The organism is Acinetobacter stercoris (assembly GCF_900323515.1).
Lineage (GTDB): Bacteria > Pseudomonadota > Gammaproteobacteria > Pseudomonadales > Moraxellaceae > Acinetobacter > Acinetobacter stercoris.
On record NZ_OOGT01000024.1, the window covers coordinates 15,506 to 29,636 of the forward strand.

Annotated in this window: 13 protein-coding genes; 7 read left to right on the forward strand and 6 right to left on the reverse strand. The window is 37.0% G+C overall.

Annotated features, from left to right (window positions below; all coding sequences use genetic code 11):
• Positions 1–61: 61 nt before the first annotated feature.
• Positions 62–1,705: a PglL family O-oligosaccharyltransferase gene (locus KPC_RS04295; protein WP_322873886.1), complete on the forward strand. Its 1,644-nt coding sequence runs from the start codon at positions 62–64 to the stop codon at positions 1,703–1,705.
• Between the two features lie 28 nt (positions 1,706–1,733).
• Here KPC_RS04295 and bfr read toward each other — a convergent pair whose 3' ends face one another.
• The 6 genes from bfr to gmk all read right to left on the reverse strand — a co-directional run bounded on the left by bfr (position 1,734) and on the right by gmk (position 6,531).
• Positions 1,734–2,210, reverse strand: coding sequence for a heteropolymeric bacterioferritin subunit Bfr (gene bfr, locus KPC_RS04300; protein WP_121973180.1), 477 nt, complete (start codon positions 2,208–2,210; stop codon positions 1,734–1,736).
• A gap of 213 nt (positions 2,211–2,423) precedes the next feature.
• Positions 2,424–2,618, reverse strand: coding sequence for a bacterioferritin-associated ferredoxin (locus tag KPC_RS04305; protein WP_121973181.1), 195 nt, complete (start codon positions 2,616–2,618; stop codon positions 2,424–2,426).
• A gap of 153 nt (positions 2,619–2,771) precedes the next feature.
• Positions 2,772–3,155, reverse strand: coding sequence for a RidA family protein (locus KPC_RS04310; RefSeq protein ID WP_121973182.1), 384 nt, complete (start codon positions 3,153–3,155; stop codon positions 2,772–2,774).
• A 76-nt stretch (positions 3,156–3,231) separates the two neighbouring features.
• Entirely contained in the window at positions 3,232–5,337 is a 2,106-nt protein-coding gene (locus KPC_RS04315) for a RelA/SpoT family protein (RefSeq protein WP_121973183.1), read from the reverse strand.
• A 203-nt stretch (positions 5,338–5,540) separates the two neighbouring features.
• Positions 5,541–5,822, reverse strand: coding sequence for a DNA-directed RNA polymerase subunit omega (gene rpoZ / locus KPC_RS04320; RefSeq protein WP_121973184.1), 282 nt, complete (start codon positions 5,820–5,822; stop codon positions 5,541–5,543).
• A gap of 82 nt (positions 5,823–5,904) precedes the next feature.
• Positions 5,905–6,531: a guanylate kinase gene (gmk, locus tag KPC_RS04325; protein ID WP_121973185.1), complete on the reverse strand. Its 627-nt coding sequence runs from the start codon at positions 6,529–6,531 to the stop codon at positions 5,905–5,907.
• 132 nt (positions 6,532–6,663) lie between these two features.
• Between gmk and ispH the strand changes: the two genes are divergently transcribed.
• The 6 genes from ispH to KPC_RS04355 all read left to right on the forward strand — a co-directional run.
• Positions 6,664–7,614: a 4-hydroxy-3-methylbut-2-enyl diphosphate reductase gene (gene ispH, locus KPC_RS04330; RefSeq protein WP_121973186.1), complete on the forward strand. Its 951-nt coding sequence runs from the start codon at positions 6,664–6,666 to the stop codon at positions 7,612–7,614.
• Between the two features lie 127 nt (positions 7,615–7,741).
• Entirely contained in the window at positions 7,742–8,185 is a 444-nt protein-coding gene (locus KPC_RS20855; protein WP_174506823.1) for a pilus assembly FimT family protein, read from the forward strand.
• Complete coding sequence (gene pilV, locus KPC_RS04340) at positions 8,185–8,688, forward strand: type IV pilus modification protein PilV (protein ID WP_121973192.1); 504 nt, start codon at positions 8,185–8,187, stop codon at positions 8,686–8,688. Before KPC_RS20855 ends, pilV begins: the two co-directional genes overlap by 1 nt.
• Positions 8,688–9,614, forward strand: coding sequence for a PilW family protein (locus KPC_RS04345; protein WP_121973187.1), 927 nt, complete (start codon positions 8,688–8,690; stop codon positions 9,612–9,614). Before pilV ends, KPC_RS04345 begins: the two co-directional genes overlap by 1 nt.
• A complete protein-coding gene (locus tag KPC_RS04350) occupies positions 9,614–10,339 on the forward strand; it encodes a pilus assembly protein PilX (protein ID WP_121973188.1) in 726 nt (241 codons plus the stop codon). Before KPC_RS04345 ends, KPC_RS04350 begins: the two co-directional genes overlap by 1 nt.
• A 12-nt stretch (positions 10,340–10,351) precedes the next feature.
• A partial coding sequence (locus KPC_RS04355) for a PilC/PilY family type IV pilus protein (protein ID WP_146196623.1) occupies positions 10,352–14,131 on the forward strand: 3,780 nt, incomplete at its 3' end.

The following is a 14,131-nucleotide window of genomic DNA, read 5'->3' on the forward strand; positions in this document are numbered from 1 at the left end:
GCAAGAAAGTTTATAATTTCCAAACTAAAATTGCTCAATATTTGGTTCTATGAAAGCTTTAATGCTTATTCTTTCACTTGTTCTGCTTTGCATTGCTTATCTGCTTCCAATCCATTTTAAGCCGTGGCCATTGTTTTATAGTGAAGTCCTGACATTTGCATCAGCATTTGCTTTGCTGAGTGTTTTTCTAAAGCAACCTTTTCACATTCCAAAAGCACAAATTTGGGGTTTAACCATTGTGCTTATCCCAATGATTCAGTGGGCATGTGGACAGGTCTTGGATTTTGGTAATGCATTATTATGTAGTGCTTATTTACTGGCTTTTATTCTCATGATTATTGTGGGATATAACTTATCTAAAACAGAGCAAAGTCGAGAAAAGATCTTTACTATTTTTTCTGCCGCGATGTTGGCGACCGCGGCTATTTCAAGTGTTATGGCTGTTCTTCAGTGGTTGGATTTAGCTCCAATCCAGAACATATTGATGCGTTTTGTGGGAAATAGACCCTATGCAAATTTTGGACAGCCGAATAATCTCGCTACATTTTTAATCATAGGATTATTTAGTGCTTTATATTTATATGAAAAGCGAAAAGCTTCATTGGTTTTGCTTATTCCATCTTCATTATTGATTATTTTTAGTATTGCTTTAACACAGTCCCGTACAGCTTGGGTGGTGTGTTTATTTACTATATTGTATTGGGGAATCAAACAGTTTAAACAAAATAAACGATTAACATTACCTAAAATGTTTTTCTGGGTGGCATGTTTTATTGTTTGTATTAGTATCCTGCCAAATTTAACCGCATATATTGCTCAATTATCACAACAGGATTTGGTGCAGACTGCTTCTGTTGTTGAGCGCGCTTCATCAGGTTATTTACGTTTGGATATGTGGAATCAAATGCTGTATGCGATTGCAAATCATCCTTGGTTTGGGTATGGATGGAATCAGACTAGTCTTGCACAAATGACAGTTTATGAATTTTATCCGAACCATGAGTGGATCAAGAGTGCTCATAATGTCATTTTAGATGTATTGGTATGGAATGGTGTGATTCTTGGTGGCATTATTATTCTGTATTTTACTTTATGGATTTATTGGTTAAATCGAGGAGTAAAAGAAACGACGTCCATCGTAGCAACTTTGATGGTTTGTGCGATTCTCATTCATGCCATGCTTGAATACCCAATCCATTATGCGTATTTCCTTTTGCCGATGGGTTTTTTATTGGGGATTATTCAGGGGCAATACAAAAATCTTGAAAGTTTTACGTTAGCCCCTTGGCTTGTTAGAGGCAGCTGGTTGGGTGGGATTATCATCTTAGCGGTTATTTGCTGGGATTATGATTTGTATCGGGTACAAATTGCTGAAGCAAATAGATTATCCGACCAAAAAAGACAGGATCAAGAAAGCAGTTTGGATCAACCTATTCTTTTATTGACTCAGTTTAAACATCGTGTGCAATGGGTTGCCCTAAATCCATTGAGTCATGTATCTGATGAAGAGTTAGCTCGTATTAAGCCGATGGTACAAAACAATGCATCCTTATATGATTTAACCCGTTATGCCCAACTACTTGCATATAATGGCAAGATCAAAGAAGCAGAACAGCAACTCTGGATCATTCAAAATCTTTATAAAAAGTCTTTAACAATAGAAAGCTTGTTAAATCCTGATGGAAAAAAATCCCTCAAATTATGAGGGATTTTTTCATGCTCAAGTTCATTGTTTAATCATCATGAGAAATTTGGCTCTGGATGTAGTTTTCAATACCAACAGTTTCTGTTAAATCAAGTTGGGTTGTAAGCCAGTCCCAATACTCTTCTTCTTTTTCCAGGATTTCCTGAACCAAATCACGTGTTACATAATCCAGTTTTTCTTCAGCCAGACTCACAGCAGATTTTAATGTTTCAATATTTTCTTTGACCTTACGAACATCGCAGTTCAACACTTCTACAGTGTGTTGACCAATATATAATTTTCCAAGATGTTGCAGATTAGGTAAGCCTTCTAAGAATAAAATACGCTCAATAATTTTATCTGCATGTTTCATTTGTCGAATTGATTCTTTGTATTCTGCAGAACCTAACTTTTCAATTCCCCAATCATTGAACATGCGAGAGTGTAAAAAATACTGATTAATTGCTGTTAAGTGATGATATAAAACCTGATTAAGCTGGTTGATTACGTCACGATTGCCTTTCATTCTATATGCTCCATCAAAATGTCTGCCTTAAAATGAATTAAGGCAATCAATCGTTATATCTTAAACAACTCGGGAGTATCTTGCGAGTAATTTATAGAACGGTAAATGAAAATCGCAATCAAAAACGATAAACATATAAAAAATAACCCGCTTTGAGTCGAAGCGGGGGAGGAGTGGTCATTCGACCATGAAAAGATAGGATTGTTTAAATATTCAGGCTGCAACTGAAATACGAGCTGCTATTTGCGCCAATTCTTCGTTAATAATACTTTTTGCCTCAGGGGCGCAACGTCCACAGCATGTACCCAAGTCAAGTTCTTCTCTGATTTGACGATAGCTTTCCGCGCCATTTGCCATAGCATCTTTAATATCTTGATCTGTAATACCACGACATAAGCAAACGTACATGAGAATAAACCACAAAGTTAAATGCGATAATTGATATTATTGATAATTATTATCGTTTGTCAATGAAATTCATTTGAAATATCATTTGTATTCATTGTCTTTTTGAATAAAAAAATACCACCTGATCGGTGGTATTTATTAAAAGAAAGTAAGTTATTGATTGATAATAACAACACCATCCATCTCAACTAGAGCACCCTTTGGTAAACTTGCGACACCTAGAGCTGCTCTGGCTGGATAAGGCTGAGCAAAATACTCCCCCATGATCTGATTAACGAGTTGAAAGTTTGATAGGTCAGTCAGGAAAATATTCAATTTTGCAAAATCAGCGAGTGAACCACCTGCAGCTTCACATACAGCCTTAAGGTTATCAAATACTCGACGGATCTGAGCCTCAATGCCATCAACCAGTTCCATACTATAAGGATCTAATCCGATTTGCCCAGAGAGATAAAGTGTATTATCAACTAAAATCGCTTGTGAATATGTTCCAATCGCAGCTGGGGCATTTTCAGTATGAATAACTTGGCGGGACATCGATTTCTCCTTTATTTGATTTCAGTTCATCATAATGGATGAACTGTTTTCATAAAAGCCATTATCGGTTAATTCATTAACAGGCTTTAGAAATTTCATTGATGGTCGCTGGCATGGCTAATCGTGAAATACGTGGAAAACCAAAATGCATTCTTAATTCACGGATGATCTGTGCGATTTGATTACGATTATTGACCACAATATTTACATAGGTCTTGCCTTCGTAGACACGGACTGCTTCAACCCCTGTTTTTGATTTACGGCATAGATAAATCAATTCGGAAATTTGCTCATCATTCAAAAGCATATCTATACATAAATAGGCAGTAAAGTTTACATCGTCTTCTTCTTCTGAAGTCCAGTGTAATGCCATGATGTTTTCAGGATGTAAATGCTGTTCATGTAGTAAATTATGACAACGTGCACGGTGGACAATTAAGCCACGACGAGATAAATGTCCCTGTATCGGATCTCCTAAAACTGGATTGCAGCAATGTGCATATTTTACATCTACACCTTCTGTACCCTGTATAAGTCGATCAGATGCATGGTCATCTTCAACTTGATCCTGTGCAAATAAATGATTTGCAACAAGCTGAGGCAGTAAATCACCAACCGCAATTTGTTCAAACAATATTTCTTTATTTTCTACATGCCGCCATTCTAAAAGATCTATCCAGTCTGAATCTGATAGATCTTTAACAGAGCGGTTAAATAGTTTTAAAGCACGATTTAGTGCCTGCTGTCCCACTAAACGTTGTTCATCAATATCTTGTTCTTTTAAAATGTTCTGGATAGCACGCCTGGCTTTTTGAGTATTTATAAAGCTGAGCCAGTCTGGATTCGGGGTTGCTAAAACATCTGTTATAATTTCAATGACTTGACCACTAGTTAAAGGTGTTGATAGAGGTTTAATATCACCATTGATTTTTGCACCTACTGCATGATTACCTAAAAATAAACTGGCAGAGTATGCAAAATCTACTGCTGTAGCACCTTGAGGAAGTTCATGTAATTGCCCGTGCGGAGTATAAACCCAGATTTTTTCTTGATGAAGGTAATCCAGTAAATCGTTAAAAGTTGTTTTCGCACATTCACCACCAACGAGCATATTGAGATTTTTCATAGAGGCTTGAATGGCAGAACGGCAGGCTTGAGGAGCATTTTCCCCTAAAACCACACCAAAACGTGCTGCTTTACGCATTAATTCTGTCTGAATCGTCAAAGATAAAGTCGTTTTTTCACCCTTCAAACGAATCATGAGTGATTGGTTGCCACCAGGGAGGGGGCGACGGATATGGTCTTCAAAATGTAAAACCTGAAAATTTTCCCGGAGTGCTTCAACGAGGCGGTCACAGTCGGCAATACTTTGCAAAATAATCTCAAAAGCATGGCTATGAGTAAGTTCTTGAAGGTCTATTTCATTTTTTACAAAGTGGCGGAGTAGTTCAATATTATTATTTTTCTTTTTAATACGCCCCTGAATATTGTATGTATTTAAAAGATCAGCAAGGTTTTGCTCCCAGATCGCTTGGTATTTACAGCGCTCAGGTTTGGTAATGAGTAGGTTTTCCTGAACATTATTATACATATCCAGATCGAGATTCTGATAACAGAGATGTTCAAGATTGTCAGCCATTTCATTCATCCCAACGAGTCGAGCCATTGGAACGAAAATATCAAATGTTTCTTGGGCAATACGTGCTCGTTTATCAGGGCGTAATGCACCGAGGGTTGTCATATTATGATAGCGGTCAGCAAGTTTGATAATAATGACGCGAGGATCTTGTAGGGTTGCTTGTAAAATTTTTCTGAAGGATGCTGCTTTATTATATTCTTTATCGCTTGAGTGACTTAGTTTGGTAACACCATCAACTAACTCTGCAACGACTCGACCAAACTTTTCAGTAATATCATCTTTACTAAAATCAGTATCTTCAATGACATCATGTAAAAGAGCAGCCATGAGTGTTTCAGCATCCATACGCATATGTGCCAAAATACAGCTTACAGCGATCGGATGTAAAATATAGGGTTCGCCACTCTTTCTGGTTACACCAGAATGAGCGATATCGGCATAATCGCAGGCCGCAAGAACTCGTTCGACGTCACTTGATTTTAAGTATGCATCGATAATCATATTGAGTTGTCGTTTGGCTTGGCTGACCTCTTCGCCTGGCATATAACACCTACTCCGAAAACACTAATTTGAGACTATATTTTCCAATCCTTTAATGAAAAGCATATTGAAGCGCTTGTCAATTTCTTGGAAGAAAAAAATATAATTTTTTTTAACAAATATTTTGGATTTTGTCGATCTTTTCACAAAAACTGCAAGATAAAAAAGCCTAGTTGAAAAACTAGGCTTTTTGATGAAAGTTTAACTTATTGGAAAGAGAAACTTTCAAGATTGAGATTATTTGCAGAAAGAGCCAAATCAAGACTAGACGTTTGATAGTCTTGATCACGTTGTTTTAAGATATCTTTAGTTACATGACCTGCTGCAATTTCACGTAAAGCGACAACAGTTGGTTTGTCATTATCCCATTCAACAGTTGGTTCAATACCTTGGCGTGCGAGTTGACGCGCGCGTTTGCTTGCCACTAGTACAAGCTCAAAGCGGTTGTCTACATGGTCTAAACAATCTTCAACGGTTACGCGTGCCATAAGAATTCTCGTTTGAATACAAAATTTTTAAATAGACTTCACAGTATAAAATGCTTTGACAACAGACTCAAGTTTTATCCACTTAATCTTGTGATTGCGGCGTGATTAATTTTTGAATCAGATCCTTATGACGATGTGCTTGTTGAGCCAATGTTAAACGGTTGGCATTAATCACTGATTCAAGGTCATGCAAGGCTTTGTTAAAATCATCATTGATGATAATAAAATCAAAGTTTACATATTGCTGCATGTCTTCAACAGCACAGCTCAAACGATGTTCGATGACTTCAACGGAATCTGTTCCACGATTTGATAATCGTTGACGTAAGTCAAATTGTGTTGGAGGGAGAATGAATATTTGTTTGGACTCTGGGAAAAGTTTACGTACCTGCTGTGCACCTTGCCAATCAATCTCAAGTAAAACATCATGCCCTTTGGCGAGTTGCTCTCTTACAGTTGCTTGTGAAGTTCCATAATAATTACCAAATACTTCGGCATATTCGATAAATCCGCCTTCAGAAACCTGTGCTAAAAACTCTTCTTTGCTTGTAAAATGGTAATGTACGCCATGTAGTTCACCAGGGCGTTGCCCACGGGTCGTATGAGAAACTGAAACATGTAAATTACTAACACGTTCAAGCAGGGCTTTCACCAAAGATGTTTTGCCTGTTCCCGAAGCAGCTGAAACGACAAACAATAGACCCGACATGATATTTTTCCTGATATGATAAAATATCTTCTCTATTTTAGAGCAGACGAGAATCAAACAAAATAGCTAGAAGTGTTTTGTTGGTATTTTTCTCAAAAAAGTTAGCCAGATTTAGCCATTATTGAGGATCTTATGGAAATTGTATTGGCCAATCCACGTGGTTTTTGTGCAGGTGTAGACCGTGCAATTGCGATCGTCAATCGTGCCTTGGAATGCTTTAATCCGCCGATCTATGTGCGTCATGAAGTTGTTCACAATAAATTTGTCGTTGATGATTTACGTCAACGTGGTGCTATTTTTGTTGATGAACTTGATGAAGTTCCAGATGGCAATATTGTTATCTTTAGCGCGCATGGTGTATCGAAAGCTGTTCAGCAAGAAGCGGAACGCCGTGGTTTAAAAGTCTTTGATGCGACTTGTCCTTTGGTCACGAAAGTGCATATTGAAGTGACTAAATATGCACGTGAAGGTACTGAAGCCATTTTGATTGGTCATGAAGGTCATCCAGAAGTTGAAGGCACTATGGGGCAATATGACAAAAATAATGGTGGCGATATTTATCTGGTAGAGGATGAAGAAGATGTAGCATCACTCAATATCCGTCATCCAGATAAAGTAGCTTTTGTAACCCAGACTACACTCTCAATAGATGATACTGCAAAAGTGATTGATGCTTTACGTGAAAAATTCCCTAAAATTCAGGGGCCGCGTAAAGATGATATTTGTTATGCAACACAAAATCGTCAGGACGCAGTGCGTGATCTTGCTTCGAAATGTGATGTGGTGCTTGTGGTAGGATCACCGAACTCCTCAAATTCAAATCGTCTAAGAGAACTTGCCGAGCGTATGGGGAAACATGCTTATTTAGTTGATAATGCTGATGAACTTCAGCAAGCATGGTTTGAAAATGTCGAGAAGATTGGCGTAACAGCTGGTGCATCAGCGCCTGAAATATTAATTAAGCAAGTGATTCAGCGCTTACAGGATTGGGGGGCAAATGCTCCTGAAGAACTTGAAGGACGAGAAGAAAATATCACATTTAGTTTACCGAAAGAGCTTCGTATTTTTGTGACACAAGTCTAATAAAAAATATTAAGAAAAATAAGACAGATAGCTGGTTACCAGTTATCTGTTTTTTTATGCCTTTTATCTTCATTGTATTGGTTTTGTAAGAATAAAAAATAAGATAGAAATATAAATTGGGGAATTTATGTTTATGTTTAGGGGAAAAGGGTTCACCTTAGTTGAACTGATGGTCACGATTGCAATTATTGCCATTATTAGTACATTTGCTGTGCCATCTTATAACCAGCTGATATTAAAAAAAAACCTGGATGCGAGTGTCAGAAGTTTAACCAATACATTGAATTTGGCTCGTTCCAAAGCTGCTTTGGAGCGAAGAACAATTTCTGTCGTTTTAAATTCAGATTCTTTTAATACAGCAACCCAGCTGAACTGGATGCCTAAAGGACAAACTATTTTAAAAAAACCATCACCAGTTATTTCTATTCAATATCGAATGGATGGAACGATTTCTCAAGGAAGTGATGTAGACATTGAAATGTGTGAACAAATCTCAGGAAAACTGTCTAAAAAATTTACGATTTCAAAGTTAGGTGTTGTCCAGTCTGTTGTTCAGGGGGATTGCTCATGATGAAAACAATATATAAGCAAAAAGGAATTGGTCTTGTTGAAGTTTTGGTTGCACTTATTGTTTTAGCACTAGGTGTATTGGGATATGCCGCGCTGCAATATAAGGCGGTAGAAGCAAATAGTGAGTCTGGTAGTCGAATTATTGCGGTGAATCTCGCACGAGATTTGACAGAACGTATGCGAGCAAATCCAGCAGCATTTGCAACCTATAAAACAAGAATGGGATCAGCAGAAAGTCAAAAAAAATATAGTACAAATTGTTTTTCCAATTTTTGTTCAGCAACACAATTTGCTGAATTTGATGTTGCTCAGGTTGTGTTAAACGCAGAACGTTTTGCTATGACGATGAATATCATGAAATGCCAAGGGAATAATAATAATAGGCAATGTATCTATGTCGCTTGGGGGGATACCAGTGCAACCGATGGGACTAATGCCGGGGATTGTACCAATGCAACGAGCTATCAATCTGATTCAACTTGTTTAGTGATGGAGGCGTACTAATGAAACAAGGTGGTTTTACGCTTCTGGAATTGATGATTGCTATTGCCTTGGGATTGATTGTAATCGCTGCTGCGTCCATTTTGCTTATTACAGGTCATAAAGGCTTACTCATGCAACAGGGAAATTCTGACTTGCAAGATAATGCCAATTTTGGTTTGAACTATATTGCTCGAGATATAAGACTTTCCAATTTAAATACCGAAACGGCAGTAATCACAGATACTTTGCCAAAAGGAGGTGTGATTTTAAGTCTGAATAATGTACCTATCGATCCTGATTCTGCGTGGAAGGAAGAGTATCAAACGCGCAGCAGCACTGGTTTGACAAATGTTAATAACGTTTCTGGAGGTACTGTTGGTGCTGAATTAAAAAGTGATGTATTAACTATTCAATATTTACCAGTACAAACAGGTGGCATGGATTGTGAAGGTACTGAAATAGACAATATAAATCAAATGGTGATTCAGAGGTATTTTTTAAGGGCTGATAGTAATTCTTTAGGTACTGAACCAAGCAATTTAGCTTTAGTCTGTGATGCAGGGAGATACAAACCAGGTGAAGCCTTAGAAGGAATGGGGACAGATAGTCAAATTATTATGAAGCGTGTGGAGTATTTTAGGGTTTTATTGGGAGTAGTGGGGGTAAAAAATGATGAAGTGAATAAAGATAAGTTTAAATACCTAGATGCCACAAGTTATATGGCTTTACCTGCTGCAAACCGCCCTCGAATTGTTTCAATCAGCTTAGGATTGTTAGCTCGCTCACCATTGACTGTTGGTCAAGGTAAAGCGGTAGATGATTCAAAAGCATTCACTATTTTAGACAAGACCGTTCGTCCAAAAAATCAAAATAATTCTCCAAAATTTATAAGACAGGCCATTAGTCAAAATATCACGCTACGCAATGCTTTAGGGGAGAGAGAATAATGAAAAGGCAAAAGGGGGCAACGCTAATTATTGTAATGATTTTGCTGATTATTATTACTGGGATAGGAACACTGGCAATACGAGAAAGTCTCACTTCCTTAAATATAGCAACAAATAGCCAAGCGACTCAATTAATGTTGCAAAATTCTGATGCAGCATTATTTCAAATTGAAAATTTACCAGAATCAGATTTGGCACTGCAATGGACTAAAAGGGGCATTTTTGGCTTAATACAAGGTAATAATAATAAAGGAAATGAGCTGATATTTTGCTTTAGAGGCGATCAGTCTGATTTTTTTGATCAAAATAAAGCAAGTATTTCAAAACTAGACGCATCTGGAAAATTTAATAATTCTTCTTTAGGTTCAGATGGTTACTGTAAGGTTGGAAAGCCTGAGAATTACTTTACTAGTGGGCGACAAGCAGTAATGACACAGATTTCACTTACTTATCCAAATACTGAGTCTAATGATATATTTGGCAATATGATTGGCGGGACTGCTATAGAAACATTAGGTTTGCCAAATCGCGAAAGAGTTATCATAAATGCTGTTTCGATTATGCCTACTTTATCTACAGCATCAAACGTGGAGATTAATGATTGTTTATCTCAACATTTAAATAATAGTCAAACTTCAAATATTACTAGCTGTTTAGCGGATTTGAATGTTCCATTTACAACTTTTGTGGCGGAGTACGTTATTGGTCCGACCTTTACATCGTAATGGGTAACAGAAATGAATATTAAATTTAGATCGCATTTTACTCAATTTAGAGGAAGATATTTAGCGAGTTGTATATCTAGTATTATGACTTCTGCAATTTGTCTATCTGTTCCATCATATGCTAGCGATATTGATATTTATCAATCTCCTAAACAAGGTGTTATCACTTTGATGTTTATGCTTGATCTATCAGGGAGTATGACACAAACAAGCGTGGGTGATAGTGCATGTGATGTACCAAGTGGATTAACTATTAATTCGAATACTACTTCTGAATCAGCGACCACAAACCGACCTTATATACGTAATTATTGTAATGTTACAGGAAGAGTCAATTACTTTATGAGGCGTGGAACGTCGAGTTCCAACTATACTTATTTTAGGTGTGGAGCGAATGGTTCAACTTCAACTAGTGATTGTACTGAAAGCTTAAATTCTGAACCTGCGAATTTAGCTTCATTTAGTACAACAGGGACAAATCCTCGATATTATTATTCTAATGGACCATATCGATATTATGACCGTTTAACCCGCTTAAAAGATGGCTTGCATGATTTATTGCAAGGAAATCAAGCCAATAATATTACAGCGATTTCAGATGATAAAGTCATTGGTTTAGCCGTTTACTCAAGTAATGGTAATGGTCGTACCGGGCATATTGTTGTTCCAGCAAGACCTTTAAATGCAGAAGTAAATGGTGTAACTCAAAGACAAATTTTATTAAATTCAATTGCAGCAATGACAGCAGTGGGAGGAACCCCTACAGCGAATGCTTATGCCGAAGTTGCTTCTTATCTTTTGGGAACGACTACCATTGATTCATTGGATAAAACAAGTCATCCTTATATTTTTGTGCAAAATAACAATCAAAATTATCATATGTGTATGCAGTGGAGTGCCACAGGTTGTGCTGATTGGGGATTAAATTATGGTGGTTTTCTCCCTTCAATGATTGAAGGCTTAATTTCTGGAGCGCCTAATCAGCCAAGTCCTGATGTTGGATATAGTGGGACATTTTATTCTCAACTTTCTACTAATGGTTATAGTGGCTTTAATCTTTCTACGAATGATTCAAAAAACAGCAGTTTAACAACATATAATTCACCTCTCTCAGGGATAGATGATGACCAAAAAAAATGTTATGGGCAGGGAATATATGTCTTAACAGATGGGGAGCCTAATAGTTCAAGTACTGTTTTTTCTCAAAATTTAATGCAGCAGGCATTAGGAGGAGGCTCATATGCTTCAGCTTTAGATTGTTCTGGAAGCCTGTTTAAAGAGACTGACGGAACAACGGGCTGGTCATGTGTTAGTGATATGTCTCAATTTCTTTTGGGAAAGGATAAAGAGGCAAATAAAGTAAATAGGCAAACAAACCCCTTGGGTTTATCAATAAAAACAGCTGTTGTTGGCTTTGGAAGTAGCTTTAGTGGGATAGATTCTTATAATAAAAATCTTAATCCTCAGGCTAATGCATCAAATATAACAAATAACTCAAATGTAAGTGCCAATGTAAAAAATGCTGCGCTATGGGGAGTATATGGTGAAGGTGGATGGTATTCAGGCTCAAATTCACAAGATATCGTGGATAGTGTAAATAGCTTTTTGGGTGAATTGAATACTGACATACCTTCTGTTACTACGGGGACAGTCACAATTCCTGTGGATCAGTTAAATACTATTGCTCTACAAAAAAATGCTTATTATCCACAATTTCAGCCAACTCCTCAGCAAGATTATCAGCTTTGGGTAGGAAATCTTAAAAAATATTCAATAGTTAATGCACAGATTGTTGATCGCTATAACAATGAGGTTGTTGATGAAACAGGACGTATAAACGATAACTATGATTTATGGTCTCCTAGTTTATCCAGCACTGCGACAACTGTTGAGATTGCTGCTGCTCTTGTCGGAGGTGTAAAATCACAGCTGAGTCTAAGAGCAGATGCTAAAGGAATTGTCAATAGAAAACTACTTACAGATCGGAAATATGGAAGTACTGATATACAATCAGGTAGTTTAAATCAAATTAAATTAGATTATTTAACTGACACAGTTACCAAAAATGATCCTGACAGAGGTTATTTAATAGCATTACTTGGGTATGCGATAGATCCAACAAATTTAACTCAACTGAATAAGAATATAGAAACAGCTGCTGAATTACGTCAGGTCGGTGCAGTGATGCATTCTTCTCCGATATTAATTACAAATCAAGGAAAAATCACGTATACCGATAATAAAATTGGTTCAGAAAATAGAAAGGATTACGTTTTATTTGGTACCACACAAGGATTATTGCATGTTGTTGATGCTGAAAATGGCAAAGAAAAATTTGCTTTTGTGCCAAATGAAATGATTGAAAATCAAAAACAAGCATTTTTAAGACCAGAAACAACTTCGGATGGAATTGATCATCTGTATTATGGAATTGACGGACCTTGGGCAGTGTATTCAGAATATGTACTTGCTAATAATGATTTACATACGGTGGGTACTGGAAAAGGTGGTGATAAGGGGGTGCAAGTAGTATATGGTGGTCTGCGTATGGGAGGGAAAAGCTATTATGCACTTGATTTGGCAGATATAGATAATCCTAAACTACTCTTTAAAATTAATCCACAAGGTATATGTTCCAGTTCAAATCCTCTTGGATGTATGGGGCAAAGTTGGTCTAAACCTACAATTGCTTGGGTGAATTGGAAAGGTTATAAGAAACGGGTGATGTTTGTTGGCGGCGGCTATGATGCGGAAGGTAGTGGATCTGATGCCAACTCAACCGATAAATATAAAGGTTATGAATATGATGATTATAACCAAACCAATAAAATCGGTGCAGGCGTATATATGTTTGATGCTGAGAATGGTGATCTACTTTGGTGGGCAAGTGCAAATGCATCGGATTCAGTCAATAGTATAAGAAATGATGATTTAAAATATAGTGTTGTTAGTCAGATTAATGCTCTTGATCGAAATGCTGATGGTTTGGTTGATCATTTATATTTTGGTGATTTAGGCGGGCAAGTCTGGCGAATCGATTTGAATAATAAGGTGGGGGAAAATACAAAGTTATTTGCAAGAACTCCGACTCGAATTTTAAATTTGCATAATTCATTAAATCCTGCTGCCAGTCCCCGTTTTTATGAGGCTCCAGCATTTTCTACTTATATAGGTGATGGGGAGAGATTTGCTGTTGTTTCAATTGGTAGTGGCAATAGAAGCACACCTTTGGCTGAGTATAGCTCAGGTTCTAGTTATACAAATGATGGCATTTACAATATTTATGATAAAGATGTAACCCGTTCTGACTTATTTACCTTAAATGAAGCAAAAAGTGCATATTCAGTAACGTCTACTGGTTTACTTACACAAGATATCACATTGCAAACAGAATCAAGTGTTTCTGCATCTTCAATTAAAAAATTATATCCAATCACTGATGAAAATAGATTTAGTACTACTGAGATTCATGCAGGTTATTTGGTGACATCAGGATGGTATTATTTATTTGCGGGCAATAGAATTCAAACCCAAAAAGTTATGTTTAGGCCTACTGTGATTAATTATGATATGTATGTTGCGACATTTGATGCCAGTAAAGCAGGAATGTCAGGAGAGTGTGGAGCTGGCGTAAAAGGAGAAAGTTTTGCGACTTTATTTTGTATGCCATATGGTCAATGTGCAAAAGAATATGAAGCAGGATGGCATATACCTGGTTCAGCTTCTACAAATGCTAATCAAAAAAGTTTAGGGGTTGGTATCGTTGGTATTAATATCCTCCCTGGTGGAGGT